This window comes from Roseofilum reptotaenium CS-1145 (assembly GCF_028330985.1).
In the GTDB taxonomy this organism is placed as follows: domain Bacteria; phylum Cyanobacteriota; class Cyanobacteriia; order Cyanobacteriales; family Desertifilaceae; genus Roseofilum; species Roseofilum reptotaenium.
Genome location: NZ_JAQMUE010000070.1, coordinates 56,589 through 80,823 on the forward strand (window position 1 = coordinate 56,589; position 24,235 = coordinate 80,823).

Annotated in this window: 20 protein-coding genes; 14 read left to right on the top strand and 6 right to left on the bottom strand. The window is 44.2% G+C overall.

Annotation, left to right across the window (positions count from 1 at the left end):
• Positions 1-22 precede the first annotated feature (22 nt).
• From PN466_RS11600 to PN466_RS11640, 9 genes are all read left to right on the top strand, one after another.
• Positions 23-2,305 carry a GumC family protein gene (locus tag PN466_RS11600; protein WP_271939796.1) on the top strand — a complete coding sequence of 761 codons (2,283 nt, stop codon included), beginning with the start codon at positions 23-25 and terminating at the stop codon, positions 2,303-2,305.
• Between the two features lie 153 nt (positions 2,306-2,458).
• Positions 2,459-3,487, top strand: coding sequence for a permease (locus tag PN466_RS11605; protein ID WP_271939797.1), 1,029 nt, complete (start codon positions 2,459-2,461; stop codon positions 3,485-3,487).
• 9 nt (positions 3,488-3,496) lie between these two features.
• Positions 3,497-4,279 carry a TIGR03943 family putative permease subunit gene (locus tag PN466_RS11610; RefSeq protein ID WP_271939798.1) on the top strand — a complete coding sequence of 261 codons (783 nt, stop codon included), beginning with the start codon at positions 3,497-3,499 and terminating at the stop codon, positions 4,277-4,279.
• A gap of 19 nt (positions 4,280-4,298) precedes the next feature.
• Positions 4,299-5,804 carry a hypothetical protein gene (locus PN466_RS11615; protein ID WP_271939799.1) on the top strand — a complete coding sequence of 502 codons (1,506 nt, stop codon included), beginning with the start codon at positions 4,299-4,301 and terminating at the stop codon, positions 5,802-5,804.
• Between the two features lie 135 nt (positions 5,805-5,939).
• Positions 5,940-7,691 (top strand): pentapeptide repeat-containing protein, encoded by a 1,752-nt coding sequence (locus PN466_RS11620; RefSeq protein WP_271939800.1) that lies wholly within the window; start codon positions 5,940-5,942, stop codon positions 7,689-7,691.
• Positions 7,692-7,842: 151 nt separating this feature from the next.
• Entirely contained in the window at positions 7,843-8,301 is a 459-nt protein-coding gene (locus PN466_RS11625; RefSeq protein ID WP_271939801.1) for a hypothetical protein, read from the top strand.
• 108 nt (positions 8,302-8,409) lie between these two features.
• The gene (locus PN466_RS11630) at positions 8,410-12,288 is read left to right on the top strand and encodes a hypothetical protein (protein ID WP_271939802.1); all 3,879 of its coding nucleotides are present in this window, start codon (positions 8,410-8,412) and stop codon (positions 12,286-12,288) included.
• Between the two features lie 78 nt (positions 12,289-12,366).
• A complete protein-coding gene (locus PN466_RS11635) occupies positions 12,367-13,113 on the top strand; it encodes a hypothetical protein (protein WP_271939803.1) in 747 nt (248 codons plus the stop codon).
• A 20-nt stretch (positions 13,114-13,133) separates the two neighbouring features.
• The gene (locus PN466_RS11640) at positions 13,134-13,922 is read left to right on the top strand and encodes a hypothetical protein (RefSeq protein ID WP_271939804.1); all 789 of its coding nucleotides are present in this window, start codon (positions 13,134-13,136) and stop codon (positions 13,920-13,922) included.
• A gap of 65 nt (positions 13,923-13,987) precedes the next feature.
• On the opposite strand, the gene PN466_RS11645 is transcribed toward PN466_RS11640, so the two are convergent.
• Complete coding sequence (locus PN466_RS11645; protein ID WP_271939805.1) at positions 13,988-14,473, bottom strand: ankyrin repeat domain-containing protein; 486 nt, start codon at positions 14,471-14,473, stop codon at positions 13,988-13,990.
• Between PN466_RS11645 and PN466_RS11650 the strand changes: the two genes are divergently transcribed.
• Entirely contained in the window at positions 14,466-15,746 is a 1,281-nt protein-coding gene (locus PN466_RS11650) for a lipid-A-disaccharide synthase (protein ID WP_271939806.1), read from the top strand. The genes PN466_RS11645 and PN466_RS11650 overlap by 8 nt on opposite strands.
• Positions 15,747-16,028: 282 nt before the next feature.
• On the opposite strand, the gene PN466_RS11655 is transcribed toward PN466_RS11650, so the two are convergent.
• From PN466_RS11655 to mtnB, 3 genes are all read right to left on the bottom strand, one after another.
• Positions 16,029-16,586 (bottom strand): Uma2 family endonuclease, encoded by a 558-nt coding sequence (locus PN466_RS11655; protein ID WP_271939807.1) that lies wholly within the window; start codon positions 16,584-16,586, stop codon positions 16,029-16,031.
• 60 nt (positions 16,587-16,646) lie between these two features.
• Positions 16,647-17,375 carry an acireductone synthase gene (mtnC, locus tag PN466_RS11660; RefSeq protein ID WP_271939808.1) on the bottom strand — a complete coding sequence of 243 codons (729 nt, stop codon included), beginning with the start codon at positions 17,373-17,375 and terminating at the stop codon, positions 16,647-16,649.
• An 83-nt stretch (positions 17,376-17,458) separates the two neighbouring features.
• Positions 17,459-18,109, bottom strand: coding sequence for a methylthioribulose 1-phosphate dehydratase (gene mtnB, locus PN466_RS11665; protein WP_271939809.1), 651 nt, complete (start codon positions 18,107-18,109; stop codon positions 17,459-17,461).
• Between the two features lie 125 nt (positions 18,110-18,234).
• On the opposite strand from mtnB, the gene PN466_RS11670 reads away from it, so the two are divergent.
• Together PN466_RS11670 and leuS are read left to right on the top strand one after the other, a co-directional pair.
• The gene (locus PN466_RS11670) at positions 18,235-18,735 is read left to right on the top strand and encodes a hypothetical protein (protein WP_271939810.1); all 501 of its coding nucleotides are present in this window, start codon (positions 18,235-18,237) and stop codon (positions 18,733-18,735) included.
• Positions 18,736-18,956: 221 nt separating this feature from the next.
• Positions 18,957-21,515, top strand: a complete 2,559-nt coding sequence (gene leuS, locus PN466_RS11675) for a leucine--tRNA ligase (RefSeq protein WP_271939842.1) — start codon at positions 18,957-18,959, stop codon at positions 21,513-21,515.
• Between the two features lie 107 nt (positions 21,516-21,622).
• Here the strand turns inward: leuS and PN466_RS11680 are convergent, their stop codons facing one another.
• Positions 21,623-22,309 (bottom strand): ankyrin repeat domain-containing protein, encoded by a 687-nt coding sequence (locus tag PN466_RS11680; protein ID WP_271939811.1) that lies wholly within the window; start codon positions 22,307-22,309, stop codon positions 21,623-21,625.
• A gap of 354 nt (positions 22,310-22,663) precedes the next feature.
• Here PN466_RS11680 and PN466_RS11685 point away from each other — a divergent pair, with 354 nt between their 5' ends.
• Both PN466_RS11685 and PN466_RS11690 read left to right on the top strand, forming a co-directional pair.
• Positions 22,664-23,224 carry a Uma2 family endonuclease gene (locus tag PN466_RS11685; RefSeq protein WP_271939812.1) on the top strand — a complete coding sequence of 187 codons (561 nt, stop codon included), beginning with the start codon at positions 22,664-22,666 and terminating at the stop codon, positions 23,222-23,224.
• Entirely contained in the window at positions 23,214-23,852 is a 639-nt protein-coding gene (locus PN466_RS11690) for a hypothetical protein (RefSeq protein ID WP_313898586.1), read from the top strand. The genes PN466_RS11685 and PN466_RS11690 overlap by 11 nt, the downstream gene beginning before the upstream one ends.
• 9 nt (positions 23,853-23,861) lie before the next feature.
• Here the strand turns inward: PN466_RS11690 and PN466_RS11695 are convergent, their stop codons facing one another.
• Positions 23,862-24,230 (bottom strand): hypothetical protein, encoded by a 369-nt coding sequence (locus tag PN466_RS11695; RefSeq protein WP_271939813.1) that lies wholly within the window; start codon positions 24,228-24,230, stop codon positions 23,862-23,864.
• Positions 24,231-24,235 lie beyond the last annotated feature (5 nt).

A 24,235-nucleotide genomic window follows, 5' to 3' on the forward strand; every position in this document is an offset into this window, starting at 1 on the left:
TGTAAGTAGCCTGGATAGAACTATGACTTCACCGCTGATCAAAAAATATAAAATCGCCTTTGGAAAATATTGGTTAACTATTCCCATTGGGCTGATGATAGGGGCACTTGGGGGTGGAGGATTTGCGGTGCTTCAACCCCCACAAGGACTCCCCAGTTATCGATTTCAATCTGTCTTGCAAATTACTACTCCTCCCATAACGATTTCGGAAACCGGAACAGCTATCCAGGCCCAAAGTGAACAGCTTGAAGAAAATGCCCAAGAGTTACTCTTAACGAATGAGGTCTTACAAACAGTTGCCGAGCATCCCAAAATCCAGATTGACCCTAGGGATTTACGGAAAGGATCTTCAATTAGATATAACAGGAAAACCCCATCCTTTTTATATGTATATGTGACCTGGGATAATAGATCTCAGGGTAAACAAATCACTGAATTGTTAGTGCAGGAAGTAATTCAGCAAAGCCGTCGCCTTAATACCAGTCGCTTGCGAGCAATTATTGAAACCCTAAATGAGCGCTTACCAAAGGTAGTAGAAGAGCTACGCAAGGCGGAAAATGAGCTAGAAGTGTTTGTTCGGCAAACGGAGTTTGCTGAAATAAAACGGACTCAACTTCCGGGATCAATTACGCAAAATGAGCAGCAGCAGCGACAGTTAGAATTGCAAATTGAGACCGTGGCGACCCAAATGGCGAGTCTGCAACAGCAGTTGGGTTTAAATCCCGATCAAGCCTATGCTTCAGCCGCCTTAAGTGCCGATCCGATTATTGGCCGGTTGCGCACTCAGCTCTATGAGTTAGAGTCTCAAGAATTATTGCTCAGTCAAACCCTGCGCCCGGATAATCCACAGATGGTCGAGTTAAGGCGACAATTGGCATCAACGGAAAATTTGTTAACGGTGCGAGCGGCTGAGGTAGTTGGAGGGGACGGATTGGCTGCACCATTGAGAAGTGGTGAGCAAATTCGTAAGGATAGTAGCCTCGATCCGGCTAGGCAGGCGATCGCCCAAGAATTGGTGGGACTCAAAACCCAGAAAGAAACCTTAGAAAAAGAATTAGCGGTTGCCAAAACCATTGCCACAGAATTGATCCAGGAATATGCTGGGTTGCCCAACACGCAAGCAGAACGGGCGAGATTAGAACAACAGGTGATCTTGACCAAACAGTTTTATGACACGATTCAAGCCAAACTGATTGATGCTCAAACGGCTGAAGCGGAAACTGTGGGCAATTTAAATATTGCTCAACCTCCCAGACTAGGCGAAAAGATTACCCCTCCAGCCCCTTTACCCATTATGCTGCTCCTACCAGCAGGGGCAGTCGGGGGTATGATTTTGGGTGCAGGAGCCATCTTTGGCTTGGGTATGGTTTTAGCCAGCACTATGCAAACGCTGGAAGATATTCAAGCCTTTGTTACCGAGCGAGAAGTGCAAATTTTGGGGATTTTACCCTTTGTGGAAGAGTGGGATGGTTCTGGGGGAGAAGTTCCCATGATGCTCTCTCGCCATTCTCCCTATTTGGATAGTTATGAACGGTTCCGCTCTACCCTGCGGCAAGTGGAAGAAAAACCGAAAGTAGTGTTAGTCACCAGTTGCGATCGCCAGGAAGGAAAAAGTGTGACCGCCTACAATTTGGCGATCGCCTCCGCTAGAGCCGGAAAACGTACCCTCCTCATCGAAGCCGACTTACGCAACCCGTCCAATGCCGAAATCCTCAAAATTGTTCCCGATTCCAACTCCACCCTTGAACCTCTGCGCTACTATAGCCAAATTAGTGACTGTATTCGCCTGGTTCCCAATATTGAAAACCTCTACATGGTTCCCAGTTTTGGCCCCTATGAATATGCAGCCGCTGTGGTGGAATCAGCAGAAATGCGTCTTCTCCTCGAAGATGCCCGTAAACGGTTTGACTTTGTCGTCGTTGATGCTTCTGCCCTCAACCTCTGTAACGATCCTCTAATTCTAGAGCGCTATACCGATGGCATAATCCTCGTCACCCGTGCCGGTTATACCGTCAGTAACGATTTAGCCGACAAAATTGACCTCCTAGAAGATTCGGAAGACTACCGTTTATTGGGCGTTGTCATTAATGCAGAGGAAATGAATATTCAGCCCCTTCCTCCACCTCCAATCATCGAAACGCCTGACCTCAATAAAGAGGCTGACTCTGAACCGATCCTCAATGGTTATAAGGGAAGTTATCACTCTTATAGTAATGGTCATAACGGCCATAACGGTCGTAACGGTCATAATGGTAATGGCAAGACTCCCACATCACGACCTGGAGAAAAAAGCACAAAACCATAACCTCACCGAACCGGATGCAGGAACTCATTGGAGAAAGGATCAACAGGGGTTTGATATTCTATGAAGAATTTTCAGATACAATAACTGGGCAAACCCTTTCCTCCCATTTGATCCTGAAGGAGCGCTCTTCACCCATTTGAACCTTTGAACCCAATGACTCAGTTCAAAACTGCCTTTACGATTTTTTTAAGCCTCATTGTTGAAGCTTTTCCTTTTCTCTTACTGGGAGTCATCCTCTCTAGTGCGCTCCTGTTTTTTGTCGATGAGCGCAAACTGCTACAATTGATTCCCAAACAACCCTTACTCGGAGCGTTAGCAGGAAGTGCGATTGGCTTTCTGTTTCCGGTATGTGAATGTGGTAATGTACCCGTTGCTCGCCGATTCTTGCTTCAGGGCTTTCCCCCTTCAGTGGCAGTAGGCTTTTTGCTGGCTGCACCGACCATTAATCCGGTGGTGATTTGGTCAACTTGGACCGCCTTTCGAGACCAACCGGAGTTGGTCGTATTTCGGGTCATCTTTTCGTTGATCATTGCGACAGGAATTGCTTGGATCTTCAGTTCACAAGCTGATTTACGCCCTTTGTTGCAGCCGGGTATGGTGCGTTTAATGCCGGCTTGCGATCTTAAAGGCTCTGACTGGGATGAACAAAAAGATGAATCCTTGTCCCTCTTGGCATCGGGAACCTATATTATTGGCGAGCAAGGCAAACGGCTAAAGCTGGATGAGTCGAGTTGGGAAATGACCCAATTATCTCAGGATTTAGTCAAGCAGCCTTGGTCTTATCGCTGGCGCTTGTTTATGGATAATGCTCTACAGGAATTACGGGAGCTGGGGGGAGTATTAGTGATTGGCAGTGCGATCGCCGCTTTGATTCAAGTAGGAATGCCTCGCGATCTCATCCTAGCGGTAGGTACCGGACCTGTAACCTCAATTGTTGCCATGATGATTTTAGGGGCAGTGGTCTCGATTTGTTCTACTGTTGATGCCTTTTTTGCCCTCTCCTTTGCCTCCACATTTACCAGCGCTTCATTATTAGCTTTTCTGGTCTTTGGACCGATGATTGATATCAAAAGTGTAGGCTTGATGTTATCGATGTTCAAACCCAGGGCGATTATCTATTTATTGGTTTTAGCAGCCCAGTTAACTTTTGTGTTGACCTTTCTCTATCACATGGTTGATTAATTTTTAAGAATGATGAATCAATTCCGTTTGCCTCAGCGTTGGCTTCCCACCTTAGATGTGGTCACCACCGGATTATGGGGATTTTTATTAATCAAATTATGGGTCAGTGGAGAATTGAATTTACTGATTCACCCAGCCTACCATTGGCTGATCATTATTGCTGGAGTCTGTTTACTTGGACTCAGTGGAGTGAAGGGATGGCAACTGTGGAAGCATTACCAAAAAAGTTTGGTTGACCGTCCTCGAAATGCCGCCAATGTGAGAGAGCATGTGAGCTTATTACCCCAGAGCTTAAGCTGCTATCTGTTATTATTTACCGCCATTGTTGGTCTAACGGTTAGACCTCAAGCGTTTACTTCAGAAACGGCTTTGAAGCGGGGAGTTAATGATTTTATCCCGATTACTGAAATCACACCTCAGTCATTTACAAATGTGACTAAACCAGAGGATAGATCTTTGGTGGAATGGGTGAGAACATTGAATGTGTATCCTGAACCCGATGCCTATACAGGGCAAAATGTGCAGGTGAGTGGATTTGTGATTCACCCTCCAGATTTTCCGCCGGAATATGGATTAGTTTCTCGATTTATTATTACGTGTTGCGCCGCAGATGCTTATCCTATTGGTTTACCGGTCAAGTTTCCAGAATCTCGCGAAACCTATGCTCAAGATAGTTGGGTGGAAATTAAGGGAGCAATGGCGACTGAAGTTTTGAATGATAATCGCAAGTTGGTGATTGTCGCTCAGGAGGTGCAACCAATTCCAGAACCCAAAAATCCTTATAACTATTAATTAAAACATTGATGAAAGAATGAATATTCCCAACTATTTAATGGATTTTTACGTTGATAAAATCCAGCCAAAAGTCAAGGATTGGCAACCGCTCGATCGAGTTGTGGTCAGTGTAGTCAGTGTTCTTTTTGTCATCATGTTGCTTTTGATTATTACAGGCAGCAATGCGGCTCCTAGAGTGAGAGCTTTCACGTGGAATGATCAAGTCATTACAGCAAAAGACAAGGCATTTATCCTGCAATTTAGCCATCCGATGGATCGGGAAAGCGTAGAGAATAATCTTAAAATTGAACCTTCGTTATCGGGTAAAACGAGTTGGGCGGGTCGGCGGATGGCTTATACATTAAATAAACCTGCGCCCTATGGCACTCAATTCAAGATACAAATTGAAGGGGCAAAAGATCAATATTCTGATGTGAGAAAAGGGACCATAATTCAACCCTTTGTTGGTGAATTTAGAACTCGCGATCGCGTGTTTGTCTATATTGGCAATGAAAATGAAGAGTCTGGGCGCTTAATTCTGTATAACCTGACTCAGAATCATCTAGAGATTCTCACTCCTCCTAATCTAGTCGTGATGGACTTTAAGCCTTATCCCGATCGCCATCGCATCCTATTTTCCGCGCGAGATACTGAAGAAGCGGCTGATGAAATTATTGAGCAAAAACTCTACACAACTACTACAGGCTTAAAATCCGGGGAAAATGCGGGTATTGTGGATGAAGTTTTAAACAACGAAACCCATCAAAACCTGGCCTTTGATCTGTCTCCTGACGGTCAAACTATTGTGGTACAACGGGTGAATCGTGAAGATCCGAGCGACTTTGGACTATGGCTGATTCCAGAACAAGGAGACCCCTATCCCCTTGAAAATCAACCGGGAGGAGAGTTTTTAATTACTCCCGATTCCCAGGCGATTGCCCTGCTCCAAGGAGAAGGGGTTGCTCTCCTTCCCCTCTATCCGGATCAATCTGAATCGACGAACCAACCGTTAAATTTTCTGCCTAAATTTGGTCAAGTGCTCAGTTTTGCGCCAGATGGTTCAGCCGCTACAATGATCAAATTTAATCCCGATTATACGCGATCGCTCTATCTAATTACCAACCAAGGAACTGAAAAAGAACTGCTCAAAACCAATGGCTCAATTCGAGAATGCGAATTTGACCCTACCCAAACCACACTCTACTGTCTACTCTCCAAACTATTACCTGGAGAACTCTACCAAGAACTGCCCTATATTACTGCCATTAATCTAGAAACCACTGAGCAAATTCCCTTAATTGGTCTACCGAATCAACGGGACATCCAGATGAGTTTATCCCCTGATGGAGTGGCTCTTCTATTCGATCATAATCAAGCTGATATCCTAGAAGAATCACCTCCGCCTACCCCAGATAACTCACAGAACAATAACAGTAATCTTTGGATATTACCGATTATCGATGCTCAAAAACTAATGGAAGACCCCCAAATTAAGCCTGAAGTTCTGCCCTTAAAAGGCTTCTATCCCCAATGGTTACCTTAAGAAACTGATCCAATTGGGTTCTAATTTCCTCCTATGGTAAACCGGTTGAAAGTACACTAAGGGGGATTGGAGTAAAAGCTCCGGTCAATTCTAACCCGATTGTATTCCACTTCAGGGAACCCATCACCAGTTTTCATGGAAACACAAGAGCTACTCAATCGCTATCGACAAGGAGAACGGGATTTTGCCCATGTAGATCTCAGTGGAGCTAACCTCAGTGGTATGAATCTGCGTCAAATTGATTTGACTGGAGCAGATTTAACTGGAGCCAATTTAACTTGGATATCCCTTAACGAAGCTAATCTTACCGGTGCTTGTTTTCGACATGCTGACTTAAGTAATGCCGTTTTAACCAGTAGTCAGTTAAAGGGTTGTAATTGCAGTGGCGCTAATTTAACGAAGGCAGATTTACGGTTATCTCGAATGCAAGAGGCAGAACTCAATTGGGCAATCCTCACAGAAGCAGATTTAACGAGCGCAGATTTACAAAATTCCACCCTAGATCAAATTAATCTAGAGCGGGCAAAAATGACGAGTGTCAATTTAAGTAAAACTGAGTTAATGGAAGCGAATCTCCGTTATGCGAATTTAACGGGGGCGAATTTAACGGGGGCGAATTTACGGGAGAGTCACTTAGAGGAAGCGAATTTACGCAATGCCATTTTAGTTGAGGTGAATTTAACGGAGGCGAATTTACTCAACTGTTGTTTGCGATCGACTAATTTAACTGGGGCGGATTTACATCGAGTGATTCTGACGGGGGCAGATTTAAGTGATGCCATTTTGGATCAAGCAGATTTGAGTCGGGCAGATTTAGCGGGAGCTTATTTGCTGAAAACAAGTTTCAAGAATGCCCATTTATTGCGGACTAATTTAGAAGATGTTTATTTATTACAGGGTAATTTGAGTCATGCCAATTTACGCGGCTCTAATCTCAGAAGGGCGGATTTAAGTGGCTCTTATTTGAGTGATGCCAATTTGGGTGAAACTGATATGACGGATACGTTGTTACTAGAAACTCGATTAATCCGGACGATTTTAGATGGTGCAAATTTAAACGGTGCTTGTATTCAAAATTGGAAAATTGAGGGCGTTGATTTATCTAAGGTTGTTTGTCATTATTTGTGGAGACGGTTTAATTTTACGACCAAAAGTCCAGCTAGTCGCTATCCAGTCGATCGCAACTTTGAGCCGGGAGAACTGGGTCAAGAATATCAAGAAAGTAGCACCACGATTGAAGTATGGTTTAGTGAACCGCCCAATTGGGAGGTTTTGATCCTAACTTTGGCGGAGTTGCAACAGGAGAATTTGGAGTTGCACTTAACGATTGAGTCCTATGTCCCGATGGATCATCAGTATTTACTGCGATTATTGGCCAATCATGTAGTCAATGCCAAAATTATTTCTGAACAAATCCTAAATTTATATCCAGAAGTTAAAGAACGGTTTACGTTGTGTCGCCATCAATTGTTGGCGATGCTTAAGCATCCAAATTTACCGGTGTCTCGGCCAGTTGTGAATCAGAGTCCGCCCCCACCCCCTCCTCCTAAGCCGATGGCCGATCGCCAGCAGCAGTTGTATCAGGAAACCTCGAAGCAAATTAAGTCCATCCTGTTTTCACAAATGCCGGATCAGTTTGTGGATAATATCCAGCGGCTATTGAATTATTTGAAACAGGAAGGGATTGCCCTGGAGCAGCTCCAAAAAAAGGTGATTGTGTCAGCTATTGTGCAACGATCGCAGCAAGATGAAGCCTTTCGAGAGAGTTTGATTCAATGGGAAAAGAAGGCTTCTCCAGAAATGCGGGTTTCCATGATGGGGAAGTCGGTACGGGTGGCGATCGCGATTTTGTGGAAAAAGCAGAAACAAGACAATTCCTCCGAGTAGAAAGGCATCAAGGCGATCGCTCGATCGCCCCTCTATTCCCTGCCGATTGACGAGCCACCCCCTTGATCATTGATACTCAATCGCGGATAATTATTATAAAGCGGGCTAAAAAGCCTAATCAGAGACACAAAATCGATAGGGGGATTGAGTCATGGCAGCCAGTGATGACTTCAAAGCCGCGCTCAAAGCCGGAAAGATCAAAGATGCTCTACAAATCGCTCTGAGCGAAGCGATCGAACTCGATATTAAAACCTGGGTTGCCGATGGCGTTCACTATGAACGTACTGCTCAATCTCATCCCACTGACTCAACTACTCCAGAGCCTTCAACATCGGGTTATCGGATGCGTACTCGCATTAATATTGTTGAAGGCAAAATCGATACAGAAGTCGGGAGCCACTTTGTGGGTAATGGTCCTTATACCGAGCTAAAAGACTTTCACATGAGTCAAATAGACGAAAGCCGGGATATTCTGGAACAAAACTTAGATAATCTAGAGCAACTCTTTGCTATCTTGGCAGCAAGCATGAAGAAAATCTCTTCTGCTCAAGCCGCCCAACTCTCTAGCTCGAAATCATCTAACCTACTCAAGGGTCAGATGGATTCGTAAGAAGGGTATCAAACCTGTGCAAATTCAGATAGCATAGACAGAGGTTCAGGTTTGCTCAAGTGGGGTCGAGTATCGGCTTCCGGCATCGATTAACGAGGAACTATCATCATGGCAGCCACTGACGACTTTCGGGAAGCGATTAAAGCTGGGGAACTCCTTGAGGCTTTGAAAACCGCCTTAAGTGAATCAATAGAACTGGAAATCACTACGTGGATATCCTTAGCCGATCCTTATGGTGCCAACCCAGATGAGCAACCCGAAGCCCAGCCCGGTTATCGGATGCATAGCCGAATTAATATCGTTGATGGTGAAATCGATACAGAAGTCGGTAGCCATTTTGTTGGGAATGGGCCATTTACGGAATTACGAGAATTCCATATTAATCAGATTCGCTCCAGTCGGCAAATTATTAAACGCAATCTCAACAGTATTCAAAAACTCTTTGGCTTGTGGGCGGAGATGCAACAACAAGAGTTTGAGACGGTGGTTACTCATCTCGAAAGCGTAGCGGCTCAAGACACAGAGAGTAGTTCTTCCTCTTTAGAAGAAGTGGCAGAAGTGGAGTGGGAGGTAGCAGTCCCTCCAGTGGCAGAAACAGTAGAGGAAACCATCGAGGAAAAAGGCGATCGCCACCCAGAAACCTCCCCACCTCCATTAGAAGAACTAGAAGATGACTTTTTTGACTCCTTCGATACCCAGCCCACGGAAACCAAGCCCCAACCTCCCTCAGACCCCCTGGATGATATTTTTGGGGAAAATGAACCCGAATCGCCATCAGAGAGCCAAAAACAAACGGATCTCAGCCTAGAAACCATTGCTGCTGCTGCCGGATTTACAGCCGCCGCCGTTGCTATCACCTCATCCGCAGAAGCCTCTGAACCCGAAGAGCCACTCGCGCCAAAACCGCCCAATGAAGAGAGTAATCTTCTAGACATCGAATCTGAAGAACCTCTAGACGATGAAGAACAGGAGATCATGAGTGCCTTTGATGCCACCTACTCAGATTCTGTTGTATCAAATCTAGAAACAACTGAAGAAATCATTGATGCTGGGGCGATCGAAGAGCCTCCCTTAATTCCCATTGAAGACTCTCCCGAAATTGCCGAACTCGACACAGACTTATCCACTCCAACCCTAGATTCCGAAGAATCAGCAACCGATTCATCTTTCTCCAGTTTTGATACCGAAGAAGATGAAATTATGGCAGCCTTTGATTCTGACATAGATACTCAAGAATTAAGTACAGAAACTAACGACACAGTAGAAGAATCCGCTAATCTAACTCACTCAGAATTAGAAACTTTTCCAGTTATTGATGCAATACCATCAGAAATGGAAAGTTCCGATCTACCTATCTCGGAAATATCTGAAATCACTGAGTCCAACGATCAAGATTTCATCGGTATATTGGACGCAGATTCCGAAGGTACTGATTCTTCAAGCAATTTAGGACTAACCGGCCTGCAAGAATCCTCTGTTGAAAGTTTAGAACAACCCGAAGAAAGCTTATCGAATTTTGAATTTTCTGACGAAGATAATATTATGGCAGAATTTGATGCTCAATATGGAGCATCAATAGAAATCCCCACTGAATCTGCTGATGAAACCCCTTCTGAAGAATCCTTAGAAGAAGCGATTCTAGAAGAAATAGTTACTGAAAGCCAAGACCAAGAACAAGAGGAACCCTTTCCTACCTCAGAGGAATCATCCATAGGGAACGAAGAATTAGTGGAAACAGAAGAGATTTCAGAAACTCCTGCATTAGAGGAGTTTTTAGAAATGGAAGAACCTCCTTTGGCTAGTTTAGAAACGGAAGAACGGGTGGAAACGGAAGACAATCCATTTGCCAGTTCAGAGACAGAACAAACTTCAGAGGCTTCCCTATTGGAGGAATCTTTAGAAACGGAAGAACGGGTGGAAGTGGAAGAAGATCCATTTGCGAGTTCAGAAACAGAAGAATTGTGGGAAACAGAAGAGCTGTCAGAAACTCCCGTATTAGAAGAATCTTTAGAAATGGAAGAATTGGTGGCAACGGAAGACAATTCTTTTGCCAGTTCAGAGACAGAAGAATTGTGGGAAACAGAAGAACTGTCAGAAACTCCCGTATTAGAAGAATCCTTAGAAGAAGAACTGGTGGAAATGGAAGACGATCCATTCGCGAGTTCAGAGACAGAAGAACTGTGGGAGACAGAACAAACTTCAGAGACTTCCCTATTGGAGGAATCCTTAGAAACGGAAGAACGGGTGGAAGTGGAAGAAGATCCATTCGCGAGTTCAGAAACAGAAGAATTGTGGGAAACAGAAGAGCTGTCAGAAACTCCCGTATTAGATGAAGAATCTTTAGAAATGGAAGAATTGGTGGAAACAGAAGAAGATCCATTCGCGAGTTCAGAGACAGAAGAACTGTGGGAGACAGAAGAACTGTCAGAAACTCCCGTATTAGAAGAATCTTTAGAAGAAGAATTGGTGGAAGTGGAAGACGATCCATTTGCGAGTTCAGAAGAGGAGTTGTGGGAAGAAGAAACATCAGAGCCTTCTGCATTAGAGGAATCTTTAGAAGAAGAACTGGTGGAAATGGAAGACGATCCATTTGCGAGTTCAGAGACAGAAGAATTGTGGGAAACAGAAGAGCTGTCAGAAACTCCCGTATTAGAAGAATCTTTAGAAGAAGAATTAGTGGAAATGGAAGAAGAGCCGTTTGCTAGTTCAGAGGCAGAAGAATTGTGGGAAGAAGAAACATCAGAGCCTTCTGCATTAGAGGAATCTTTAGAAGAAGAACTGGTAGGAATGGAAGACGATCCATTTGCGAGTTCAGAAGAGGAGTTGTGGGAAGAAGAAAGATCAATGCCTCCGGCATTAGAGGAATCTTTAGAAACGGAAGGACTGGTGGAAATGGAAGAAGATCCCTTTCCTATGGCAGAAACAGAGGAATTATGGGAAGAAATTGAGGAATCTGAGTCTGCTACGTTCACGAGTTCTGAAGAGGATTCATCAACTGAAGATTTATGGCAAGAAGAAACAGAAACTGCTCCAGCTCAATGGGCTGAATCTTTGGAAGAGGGTTTAGGAGTAGGGGATGATCCATTTTCGAGTTCAGAAGAAGAGTTGCTATTAGATGAATCCCAAGAATCTTTATGGGAAAAAATCGAAGAAGCAGAGGGAGATCCGTTTTCGAGTGCGGATCAACAGCCTTTGGGAATTCCCGAAGCATCGGAGGAAGAAGAAGCAGAAATTTTAAGTGCGTTTGAAATGGATACGATGTCGGAGACGATTTGGAATGATATGAGTTCTTCTGAAGAAACTTCTGTAGAAACAGAAGCATTACTAGATGTGTTTGAGCCAGAGGAAGAAGAAGTACAAATTCCTTTAGATCTCCCCGACTTTTCTTCAGAGATGACTGAGGAGTATGGTGAAGCAGAAGAGACGGATGCTGATTTGTTAGATGTGTTTGGAGATACAGAGGAGCTAGATTTTCCACTAGGCGATCAGAGTAATGCGATCGCTGAAGATCGGGCAAGCGCTCAAGCTCTGAGCGATGCGAAGGCAATAGAGGAAATTGGAGCAGATATGGGCGATCTCTGGGAGGATTCGCCAGTGAGTCATACAGCACCGACAGTGGTGGAACCAGAGTTAGAAGGAATGATTGACGAATTTGCCCAAGAGGAGTTAGATTCCTTTGGTGAGTCAGTTCAAGATTCGATCTTGGATCACTCTGATGGATTAGAGGCGCTTTTATCTGAAGACTGGGAGAAGGAAGAGGAGATTACCCCTCCAGCTATCACAGAAGAACTGATGCTGGAGGAGGATGATGAGGTTGACCCCTTAGCTGATTTGTTTGCTGAGGAGGATGATGCTACTGATCCTTTTGCTGAGTCTCTAGACTTATCAGAGGGATCAACTCAACAAGAAGAGTCAGAACTCTTTGATGCTTTGGGAGACGATCCTTTTGCCGACTTAGAAGATCCTTTTGAGGAAAAGAAATCTTAGACTAAAGATTCTCTTTACTGCTCAGATCAAACCCAACCGAGTTAATCAACAACTTTATTCAATAGGAGTACAATGGTCATGCCTGATTCAACAGAAATAACACCTACCCAGAATGGGCAGTTGGGACAAGTGTCTAGTCTTCAACGCCGGTTTAGCGATTTTGTTGTCGGGTTAGGTGAAGTTCTCACCGATATGACTGCCCTAGAAGTCAATACGATGATAGTGTCACAAATTACGGGGAGCAAATTTGTGCCCCAGGAAGCCTATCGTTATATCTATGACATTCCAGAGAATGAAGGGGATGAACAGTATTTTTATCAGCGTCAAATTCCTCCAGCACTTTACCATCGCTATCATGGATTGCGTCGCAAATTGCTGATGGAGTATCGACAAGTCCTCAGTAATCCGACGAATGATTTATTTGATCCTCAAGAGCGACTGCCGAACCCAGATGATCCGAGTGATGAAGACAAACTACAGAATTTGCTCTCGAATGGTCGTTTTTTGCGAGGTTTGCGCAAACTGCAAGAACTGAAGTCAGCTTTAGATAGTCAAGATCTCAAGTCTGAATCAACAGATATTATCTATGCCCAAACAGTCATGCAACTTGATGGGGATATTATTAATCGATACCATGAGAAGTTACTCGATTTTGATCAGAAGGAATTGTTGATCCAAATCCATAATGAAGGGGTAAATTCTGGGGAACGGCAATGGCGCGGTTTGCTGGAGTTTATGGTCGAGATTGTGCAAAATATTCTGGAAAAAAGTACGGATGGACGGTTTAGATTACCGGCTGCCACGTTTGTTAATCCTAATCGGTAGATGAAACTCCAAAGGAGAGTGTGTTTAAGTTTATCCGAAATACGGTAGAGCAGGTTCGATCGCTGGTCAACCCGCCGCAAACTCCAGGAAGCTTGATTGCACCTTGTATTCGAGCGGAAGATGGGGAATTTGTGTTTTATCTGAATCCGTTGATGCTCCAACACATTGAGGGGGTGAGGTTGGGGGGCGATCGCCTGATCATCCCCCCTCGTCAATTGGCTCGCCTCTTGGTCGATCTTCGGGAGATGGTGGTTATTGATACGACATCTCAGGGAACCATTCAATCGGCCTTGACATTTAGAACCTTTTATGTAGGAAATAACACGAAAGAAGGCAAGTTTCTATTACGGACTGTGTTATCTCCAGATGGAGATCTGATCAACCAAGTCGGCCGAGAATTATTGGATAGACCAGAATGCTTGAGGGTGGTTCAAAGTCACAATTGGTTGATCAATGAACTGCTGAATTTCTTGCAATTGAGAACGACTCAATTGGTCGATCGCATTGCCTGGGCGATCGCCATGCTCACGATTTGGATGCCCAGTGCTATCTTGAGTATCAGAAACCTGCTCGTTGTTCTTCAAGATCCTGGGGTTCTCCAACAACTGCTGATCTCTGTGCTAATTTGGGTTGTTTTACCCGCAGTCATTGGGACATTGCTGGGTTTCCTTTTCCGGGAGTGGTTAATTCGGCGGATGATAAGTCTCCTTCCCCGGTTAAGTTCTTGGGCATTGCGAGAACTATTTACCTCGAAACCGACGTTAACCAAACGCATTGCTCAACAAATTTGGGGACAATTTGGGGTTTAGTGGGAATTAGGGAATGGGCAAGAGAGAAAAGGCAAAACTAGGTTTGACCTTTTCATGACCCAATTCTACTCCCCACCCTTAGAACGCAAGGTTTGCAGTAAGTTAACCATGTCGGTCTGCTTTTCCGCCGAAGCCCAAATCAGAGCGGTCCAACTATTCTTATCCTTAGCTTTTAAGTCAGCACCTTGTTCAACCAAGAGCGTCACAACTTCAGTGTGGCCTTTAGCAGCGGCAGCCATCAAAGGGGTGATACCCTCATTACTTGGAGTATTGGCATTAGCACCAGCAGTGAGTAATTGTTTTACCAGGTCTACATGACCCCCAGCACTCGCTTCCATTAACGGGGTCCATCCATCCTCATCTCCTTGATTGACATTGAGGTTGGCCTCAATTAACAGGTGTAAAATCCCCGTATCTCCCTGTTCAGCAGCAGTAATTAAAACAACGCTTCCTTGGTCATTTAATTCGGTTTGATCCCAGGTTTGAGTTAAAGTCTGTACTGTAGCGCGATCGCCGGCTTGGATCGCTTCAATTAATGAGGTTATGTCCATATCTGTGTCTGAATCTACGATCGATATTCTGATTCTCTCAAATGGGCCGGGAGAATTAACCACTTGGGTACGTCCGGTGGTCAAAGAAATTCGCCAGGCTCTAGGCGCGAACAACGAAAGGGTTCGCCTCTCTGTGGTGTTGTCCCCTTGTCCCCATGCCAGTGGTTCCGAAACCGAGATGGCAGCCTCTTTGCCAGAGGTGAATCGAGTTCAGGGGCCAGAAGATTTTATCCCCTTTTTATTGTGGGGGAAAACGGCCCAAAATTGGCAATGGAGCGATCGCGGTTTGGTGTTGTTTCTGGGAGGCGATCAATTTTTTACTCTCATGTTGGGCAAGCGGTTGGGCTATCGAACCCTGGTATACGCAGAATGGGAAGCCCGATGGCAGCCTTGGATTGACCGATTCGCGGTGATGAATCGCCAAATTTTAGACAAAGCACAACCCAATTTAGTCCATAAATTCACTGTAGTGGGGGATTTAATGGCAGACTCAGCCCAGTCGGTTTCGACATCCAAAAATCCGGTTGATGGGGAGTTGATTGCGGTATTACCGGGGTCAAAACCGGATAAATTACGGCCGGGATTACCGTTCTCATTGGCGATCGCCCAATTGATCCATCAACAGCGCCCTCAAACCCAATTTATCATTCCCGTTGCCCCAACCCTCGATATCGAAACTTTAGCCCTGTTTGGCGATCCTCAATTCAATCAGACCCTGCACTATTGGCCCACAGGAGAAGCTGAGTTAATTGAAAACAGGTCTCAACCGCGCCTAAAAACCCCTAGCGGTTTAGAAATCGATTTGTGGACTTCCTTTCCCGCGTATGAAATGCTCACCCAATGTCAATTTTGTATAACGACAGTCGGGGCAAATACGGCAGAATTGGGGTCTTTGTGCCTACCAATGATTGTATTATTGCCCACCCAACAGCTCGATGCGATGCGGAGTTGGGATGGTATTTGGGGAATGTTAGCCCATTTACCGGCTGTGGGTTCGAGTATTGCTAAGGTAATCAATAAAGTGATTCTGTTCTGGAAACAACGGCGAGGGGAATTATTTGCTTGGCCCAATATTTGGGCAAAAGAGATGATTGTTCCAGAATGGGTGGGACATTTAGAAGCCGAAGAAGTAGCCCAGCAAGTGATTGAGTATTTAGACCATCCCGAGCAATTACAGAAAATGCGCGATCGCCTAGCAAGAGTGCGCGGAGAGACGGGAGCGGCTGCACAGTTGGCTCAGATGGTTGTTGAGGAAGTGGATATAGAGCGCTAGGGAAGAAGTCATAGGCAAACAGCAGGCGATCTTCCTTCGCCTGTTTCTAGACGATCGCTGCGATCGTGCTATACAGCGCTTTGCTTGCATTATGGAGTACAAGACCGAATTCCCACAGCCATATCCTACAATCCTATTCCCCATTTCCTAGCGCAAAGCGCTATATAGCCATAAAAATCCCACAGAACGCGCCGACACCCGCCAGGACGTATGAGAACATTGGCTAAATGAAGGCCGAATTCCAGCGCTTAGGACTCTCCTACGACTGGAGTCGGGAGCTTGTCACAGAATTAACCAACTTAAAATTTCGGATACGGTTAACTCTAGATCAATTCCTTCTAGAACAGGCAGTTGTGCGTCAGTGGTAAACACCTCAATGCGTTGGTTTTCTCCGATTGCCCAAATACTTTCTTCTGCGGGATTAATTAACCATCCCAAACTTGTGCCGGATTGGGAACCATACAATAATTTATCTAAGGCTTGAGAGCTACTTTGGTTAGGGGATAAAATTGCGATCGCCCAATCGGGGTGAAGTTCAAAACGATTGGCAATTTTTCCGGTATCAGTTCGGGGGATTCTTTCCCAGCGAAACACGGCAATGTCGGAAACCATGGAACGTCTCCCAAAGGTACAGCGCAATTCGGGAAAAGCTCTAGCAATTTTAGGCGATCTCGCAACTCGGTTAATGACTTCGCACAATTCACCTTGGAGGAGGCTATGTTCACCTTGGGGCATGTTTTTTTCTACAATATTTCCATTAATATATTCTAGAGCAGGTTTAGTTTCTGGACGCTCTAGAAATTCTTCTAAGGTTAGCGATGGAGCGAGCGTTTGAGTCATCTGGGGTTAGGGTAGGGATGTTTTTTTATTGTAGCAAGTTAGCGTATTTTCTAAGTCCCGTTAGATGCCGTCGAAGGTTTGAATTGAAGTAAATTCTTGAGGATCGGTACTATAATTGCCAGGTCTTGAAGAGAATAGAGACTTCATACCGCTAGCACTAGCAGCTTGTAATTCAGCAACCATATCAGAAATAAAGAGAATTTTTTGGGGAGCGAGTTCAATGGTTTTGGCAATCTTTTTATAACTTTGAGATTCCATTTTTGATCCCGTTCGAGTATCAAAATAGCCACTTAAAAAAGGCGTTAAGTTTCCAATTTCTGAATAACGAAATAGGAGTTTTTGTGCCTGTACGCTCCCCGACGAGAAAATATAGAGTTTTTTGCCAGCAGCCAACCAACGTTCAAAAGCGGGTTTTACATCTGGGAAAATCTGCGCTCTAAGGGTTCCATTTCTATATCCCTGCTCCCAGATTTTACCCTGAAGAGACTTGAGAGCAGTAGACTTACGATCTGTAGCAATCAGGTAATAAATGTAAGGAACGGCAGCAATAGCTTCGGTACCAGTCCACTCTAGTATAGTATCTCCTTTTGCGCGATCGCTTTCATATTCCTGACGTAGCAGATTGAGGTCACCTTGCACTTCCGGTTCGCCACCGCGTTCTTTGAGAAAAACTTCTGCGTTATCTCTTGCAAAGGGAAATAAAACCTCAAAAACAAAATTCACAGGTGTTATTGTTCCCTCAATATCTAACAGCAACACCCTAACATTATCTCTAGCATTTTGTACCATATAGCATTTCCAAATGATTCCTTGAAACAACAGCGATCGGCTTCGTGAATATTACTAGCTGCAATTTTATTCCTATTGCTAAATTAAATCCCCAAGACAAGTTTGCGGTAAGTCACCTCGAACAAAAATTCTAAAATTTCCAGATGTCGTCGAGCGTGAAACAGAGTTTTTCCCCAAGTATACACCCCGTGGCCGGCTAAGAGAAATCCATAAGTACGAGGAAAGGAGGTTCCCTTCTTTCCATAGTGAGCATTAAGCTGGAGGTGAGAACCAACTATTTGGCTTAGTTGTTCCATATCTTGAGAGTTTGGCCAGATGGGGATACTAACAGTCGTTTCATGAGTAAGAATCCCCTCTAAACCCTTGAGCATTTCGTAACCCGTTAAGATTAGTTTCCCTTCAGACAAAAAGTGTTGTGACAAGATAGTATTAAAGACTGAATGGGCATGTATAACGGCTCCCGTTCCTGTTTCTCGGACAATTGTGAGGTGAAGTAAAGTCTCGGCTGAAGGTTTTCCCGTCCCTTTGACAACGACTCCAGCCTCGTTGATTTCCACTAAATTCTGCGATCGCACTAAGCCCTTGTCTATTCCGCTAGAAGTCATCAGCAACGTTAGAGGATCTCTCTGGAGGACTGCACTGAAGTTCCCTGCTGTACCGGTAGACCAACCCTTGCTATGAATATCTTTAATTACCCAGAGTAGGGCTTCGTGTAAATTGGGTGAATTTAGCATTAAGATTTTCCTCAGCTATTCTATAGCATTATTATACTTTTTAGACTTCAGTATGTGGGTAAATATTGACCTTTGAATTGAGATGTGATAAGATTATCAGGAAAATTTGTCAAAGACAGAAAAAAATGGATAACGACAATACATTAAGAGCTTCCCGTTGGTCTAACAAAGAACAATGGGGATGGTCTTATAACAAGTATGTAAACCTGGGAGATGCAGTAGATTTTTTAAAGGCGATTTTGCTTTGTACTAAAGGAGATGGTGTAATTAGCCCAGAAGAGCGGGAATGGGTACTGGGCTTTGCTGCTTCTCGAGAAATGCCCGCTTCAGTCATTGAAGAAGTGGAATCCTATACTGGTGATGAAGATATTACTGATGTTCTGGAACGCAGCCCAATCGTAGAGAATGGGAAAAAAGGCACGATTTATTGGGCAATAAAAGCTTGTAGTGCAGATAAAGAATATCCGGAATCGGAAAAACAAGCCATTCGGAAAATGGCAGGGTTGATGGGTGTTTCGGAGGAGGTTGTAAAGGAAATTGAGGCAGTAGTAATTGAAGATCATAATCTGAGGGATAAACGAAACTCTCTGGTGTATGGGAACAAGATATTTTGGGAGGATAACTAATACTTACTACATTGGGTGAATCTCAAGAAAGTAGCGGGTAAGGTGGGCAGGTAAAGAGCGATTATTTTGAAGAAAATCACTCTCTCCTCCTGCCCACCCTAATATGCCTAGACCAGCACTAACTGCTATATAGCCAGAAAAATCCCAGAGAACGGGCCGACACCTGCCAGATTGTGTCAAAATAGTCAAGTAGAATGAATGACCCCGCAGGAGTTGAACTCGTGGAATCTCGCTATAATCCAGTCAAAATTGAGGAAAAATGGCAACAAACTTGGGCGGAACAAGGAGTAGACACTACACTAACCGACCCAGAGAAACCCAAGTTCTACGCCCTTTCCATGTTTCCCTACCCTTCAGGAAACCTGCACATGGGTCACGTCAGAAATTACACGATAACGGATGTCATTGCCAGGGTCTATCGGATGCGCGGCTATCGGGTGCTGCACCCCATGGGATGGGATGCGTTTGGTTTGCCCGCAGAAAATGCGGCGATCGCCAGGGGCATTCATCCGGCAAAATGGACGTATGAGAACATTGGCCAGATGAAGGCCGAACTCCGGCGCTTAGGACTCTCCTACGACTGGAGTCGGGAAGTCGCCACCTGTTCCCCCGACTATTATCGGTGGACGCAATGGATTTTCTTGCAATTCTTACAAGCCGGTTTAGCCTACCAGAAAGAAGCCGCCGTGAATTGGGACCCGGTAGATCAAACCGTACTCGCTAACGAACAGGTAGACAGTGAGGGCTATTCCTGGCGCTCTGGAGCCAAAGTGGAGCGCAAACTGTTAAAACAATGGTTCTTGAAAATTACCGACTACGCTGAAGAACTCTTGCAAGACTTGGATAAGCTCACCGGATGGCCGGAGCGCGTGAAACTCATGCAAGCCAACTGGATTGGGAAATCCGTGGGCGCGTATCTCGAATTTCCCATTGTCGGACTCGATGAGAAAATGGCCGTCTTTACCACCCGTCCCGATACGGTGTATGGAGTCACCTATGTGGTGTTAGCTCCGGAACATCCCTTAACCCCGAAAGTGACAACCCCAGACCGACAGCAAGCCGTGACTGAGTTTATCCAATCCCTTGAGGGAGAAAGCGACATTGACCGCACGGCCGAAGATAAGCCGAAACGGGGTATTCCCACCGGAGGACAGGCGATTAATCCGTTTACAGGCGAAGAGATTCCCATTTGGATTGCCGATTATGTGTTGTACGAGTATGGAACGGGCGCAGTGATGGGAGTTCCCGCCCATGATGTGCGCGATTTCCAGTTTGCCACGCAGCAGCAGTTACCGATTAAGGTGGTGATTTCCCCGACTCAAGGGGAAGCACCGGAGCGCTTGAGCGAAGCCTATACCGAACCCGGCTATATGGTCAATTCGGGTATGTTTAACGGCGCTCCTTCAACCCAAGGGAAGCAGGCAGTGATTGATTATGCCCAAAGTCAAAGATACGGAAAAGCACGGGTGCAGTATCGGTTGCGGGATTGGTTGATTTCTCGGCAACGGTATTGGGGCGTTCCCATTCCCGTTGTTCATTGTCCCAATTGTGGGACGGTTCCGGTTCCCGACGAGCAACTCCCAGTACGGTTGCCGGAGGATGTGGAGTTTACGGGGAAAGGGAAGTCCCCATTAGCACAGTTAGAAGATTGGGTGAATGTCGATTGTCCCACTTGCGGCACTCCGGCGAAACGGGAAACGGATACGATGGATACGTTTATTGATTCGTCGTGGTATTTCTTGCGCTATCCCGATGCTAAGAATGATAAGGCGGTATTTGATTCGGCGAAAACCAATGATTGGATGCCGGTGGATCAGTATGTGGGCGGGATTGAACATGCGATTCTACACTTATTGTATTCTCGATTTGTGACGAAGGTTTTGCGCGATCGCGGTTTAATCAATTTTGACGAACCCTTCCAACGGTTGCTCACTCAAGGTATGGTACAAGCTCTAACCTACAAGAATCCGAATACCGGTAAGTATGTTCGAGTCGAGCAAATTGAGGATATCAATCAACCAACCGATCCGAATACCGGTGATTCTCTAGTCACTTCCTATGAGAAAATGTCCAAATCCAAATATAACGGTATTGCTCCCTTAACCGTCTTGGGCAAATACGGCGCAGATACCGCACGGATGTTTATCCTCTTCAAAGCGCCCCCAGAAAAAGACCTCGAATGGGATGATGCCGATGTTGAAGGACAATTTCGCTTTCTCAATCGGGTTTGGCGGTTAGTCATGGAGTTTGCAGAATCTGCTTCTGAAGCAGAAGCTGCTAACACAAAAGACGAAAAAGATCTCCGTCGCGCCATTCATACCGCGATTAAAGAAATCACCGACGATTTAGAAGGGGATTATCAGTTTAATACCGCCGTTTCCGAGATGATGAAACTCAGTAACGCCCTCAATGATGCCTCTTGCAAATCCTCTCCCGTTTACGCTGAAGGCATTAAAACCTTATTGCTCCTCCTCGCACCTTTCGCTCCCCATTTAGCTGAAGAATTATGGCAAGCCTTGGGTTATCAAGAGTCCATTCACCGTCAATCTTGGCCCCTTGTTGATGAGAGCGCCTTAGTCGTCGATGAGATTACCCTCGTGATTCAAATCATGGGTAAAACACGGGGTACAATTGAAGTCTCCGCTACCGAAGATCGGGCACTTTTAGAACAATATGCCCGCGATTCCGAAGTTGCCCAACGCTATATTGAGGGTAAGGAAGTGAAGAAAGTGATTGTGGTTCCCAAGCGCAATTTGGTTAACTTTGTGGTGTCTGGTTAAAGGGAATATTCAGAGTAGGTTGGGTTGATGTTGGGTTTCACTGCGTTCAACTCAACCTACATTAACTGGATGTGGTATAATCTATCCCGAAGACTCAGCAATCCATACTATTCTTTAATAATACCTGAAATTGTGTTGTAAGCAAATTCTTGTTCTTCTTCATTGGAAACTAGAGGACATAGATAATCGTAGATATCTTGATGACCATTGATAGCAGCTAAACCCAAAGCACCTGTAAAAGGCGATTCTTCATTGATGATATTTACATTTGCTCCCGCTTCTACTATTAGTTTTACTAAATCAATATCTCCTTTTCTTGATGCTGCCATTAAAGGAGTTTCTCCCCATTCAAAGATTATATTTATATGAATTCCTAGGTCAATCAAAATGCTCACAATCTTTTCGCTGCCTCCCCAAATAGCATGGTTTAATACATAACTCAAGTCTCGTTTAGAAAAATTTGAACTCAAAGAGTTAACTAAGTGTTGAAATATATCAACCTCTCCTAAAATAGCAGCTACATCGAGAGACATAAAAATGTATTCATCTCTAATTTTTGGATTGGATATTGCCTGAAGTAAAATTCCAATTATTCTTTTATCTCTTAAATGAACAGCTTTTTGAACAGTATTAAGAAACCCGTCAAACTGATCATCATAAACCTCATAAGCCCATTTCTGCAAATTACACTCTTGTTCTATTATTGTTTGGATTCTTTGCAGATTCCGATTTTTGACAGCTTCATAAAGTTGGCTTTGTTCGGTTGTGAAGTTTTCCATATCTAATATATCCATATCTAATATAATGACTATAACCCTGGAGATAAAATAACGTTAGTTTTGGTTAAGCTAAAACCCTTATTCTCTCGTTGGCTACAATTCCCATTCCTTCATCAAATTAACTGCAACATGCCCTTAAGCAAAACTGACGTTAACATAATGCCGTTCATTGGTTATCAAAACCTCGCAATGGTTATCCAAGCTTTTAAATTAATTTATCAAGAGCATCATTTTATTCTATCTTCTGAGTTTACATTAAGCCATTAGTTCAAGCAAAGGTTTGAAATTCTTTTAAAAGAAGACATCGTTGATAATTCGGAAACCGCTATTTACGACAACCTAACCGCCCCCATTTTAAAGGAGGATAAAATGACGATCATAGCTCCAGAAATTGCCCATTTCAGCGTTGAAGAATACCATCAAATGATCGAAAGTGGCATATTCAAGGAACGCAGAGTAGAATTGATTAATGGACTAATCATAGAAATGTCTCCTCAAGGCACAGAACACACTTATTTTGCAGAAAATTTGGCGAAAAAACTGGAACAGCTAATTGCAGGACGAGCCTATGTTCGAGAAGCTAAACTCATTACTTTATCGACATCGGAACCCGAACCGGATATTGTGGTGGCAAAGTTGCCGCGATCGCAATATATCGACCATCACCCCTTTCCCCAGGATATCGAGCTAGTCGTTGAAGTATCCAAAGCAACTCGAAGTTACGATATGTCAGCGAAAAAAGCCCTCTATGCTCAAGAAAATATACCAGAATATTGGATTGTGGATATTAACTCTAGAACCGTAATGGTTTATCGCTTTCCTCAAGGTAATGACTATCGAGACAGGCAAGATTTTTCAGTAACAGAAGAAGTCTTTCCCTTGGCATTTCCCGATCTTTTAATTCCTGTATCTGATATTTTTGCTCTTTGATATTGCAAGGAGAAAAACAATGCCTTTTACTGGTTATAAAAACCTGGCAATGGTTATCCAATCTTTTGAGTTGATTTACCAAGAAAATGATTTCATTCTCCCCTCTGAATTTACCTTAAACGATTACTTCAAGCAACGGTTTGAAATGCTTTTAACAGAAGGCATCGTTGATAATTCAGAAGCTGCTATTTGCGAAAACCTTATCGCACCCATTTTAACTGAGGTTTGGTTCGCTTATAAAGAAAGCTGGTTACTGTGGAGTCATCAAAATTTAATCTACGATGAAGATTTATCAGGAGTACCAGATTATATTCTGGCGCATAAATCTCCTCTGGGCAAGATTATTTTTGAGAACCTTTTTTTTGTCGCCATAGAAGCCAAGAAAGATGATTTTACTGGCGGTTGGGGGCAATGTGGGGCGGAAATGGTGGCTTGCCAGAAAATTAATGGGATGCCGGGACAAACGATTTTTAGCATAGTCTCCAATGGCAAAGTGTGGGAGTTTGGGAAGTTGAACGATCGCGCATTCACCAAGAACCTCAAATCTTACACTATTTACGATTTAGAACGATTATTCAACGCCGTTAATTACGTTTTTGAGCAATGTCAATTACAAGTTAACCCGTAAGCAAAACACTTAATTATCATTGCGTCGAATCAAGTAACGGACTTCTTCAAGGAGAATATTAAAACGCTCGTCATTTTCCGCTTGACGTTGTTTCATTTCTGCTTGCTGTTTTTCCATTTCCGCTTGACGCTGTTCCATTTTAGCTTGACGTTCTTCCCTTTCAGCTTGACGTTCTTCCATCTGTTCCATATGGCGTTGATGTTGAGCCGCAACTTGTAAGAGTGCCTGTGAGGTAATTCTCAAGCCCTCTACACTATCTTTGACCTCGCTAATGCTTTCCCGTAGCTCACTGATACTTTCTCGCATACTTTCGCGCATTTCACTCACGCTCGAAGAGAGTTCGTCGAGCATTTCATCAGTCCATCGCACAACTGCCATTTTTT

Coding starts and splice junctions, on each gene's coding strand:
- PN466_RS11600 (WP_271939796.1), top strand. CDS start 23: ATGACTTCACCGCTGATCAAAAAATATAAAATCGCCTTTGGAAAATAT.
- PN466_RS11605 (WP_271939797.1), top strand. CDS start 2,459: ATGACTCAGTTCAAAACTGCCTTTACGATTTTTTTAAGCCTCATTGTT.
- PN466_RS11610 (WP_271939798.1), top strand. CDS start 3,497: ATGATGAATCAATTCCGTTTGCCTCAGCGTTGGCTTCCCACCTTAGAT.
- PN466_RS11615 (WP_271939799.1), top strand. CDS start 4,299: ATGAATATTCCCAACTATTTAATGGATTTTTACGTTGATAAAATCCAG.
- PN466_RS11620 (WP_271939800.1), top strand. CDS start 5,940: ATGGAAACACAAGAGCTACTCAATCGCTATCGACAAGGAGAACGGGAT.
- PN466_RS11625 (WP_271939801.1), top strand. CDS start 7,843: ATGGCAGCCAGTGATGACTTCAAAGCCGCGCTCAAAGCCGGAAAGATC.
- PN466_RS11630 (WP_271939802.1), top strand. CDS start 8,410: ATGGCAGCCACTGACGACTTTCGGGAAGCGATTAAAGCTGGGGAACTC.
- PN466_RS11635 (WP_271939803.1), top strand. CDS start 12,367: ATGCCTGATTCAACAGAAATAACACCTACCCAGAATGGGCAGTTGGGA.
- PN466_RS11650 (WP_271939806.1), top strand. CDS start 14,466: ATGTCCATATCTGTGTCTGAATCTACGATCGATATTCTGATTCTCTCA.
- PN466_RS11645 (WP_271939805.1), bottom strand. CDS start 14,473: ATGGACATAACCTCATTAATTGAAGCGATCCAAGCCGGCGATCGCGCT.
- PN466_RS11655 (WP_271939807.1), bottom strand. CDS start 16,586: ATGACTCAAACGCTCGCTCCATCGCTAACCTTAGAAGAATTTCTAGAG.
- mtnC (WP_271939808.1), bottom strand. CDS start 17,375: ATGGTACAAAATGCTAGAGATAATGTTAGGGTGTTGCTGTTAGATATT.
- mtnB (WP_271939809.1), bottom strand. CDS start 18,109: ATGCTAAATTCACCCAATTTACACGAAGCCCTACTCTGGGTAATTAAA.
- PN466_RS11670 (WP_271939810.1), top strand. CDS start 18,235: ATGGATAACGACAATACATTAAGAGCTTCCCGTTGGTCTAACAAAGAA.
- PN466_RS11680 (WP_271939811.1), bottom strand. CDS start 22,309: ATGGATATATTAGATATGGAAAACTTCACAACCGAACAAAGCCAACTT.
- PN466_RS11685 (WP_271939812.1), top strand. CDS start 22,664: ATGACGATCATAGCTCCAGAAATTGCCCATTTCAGCGTTGAAGAATAC.
- PN466_RS11695 (WP_271939813.1), bottom strand. CDS start 24,230: ATGGCAGTTGTGCGATGGACTGATGAAATGCTCGACGAACTCTCTTCG.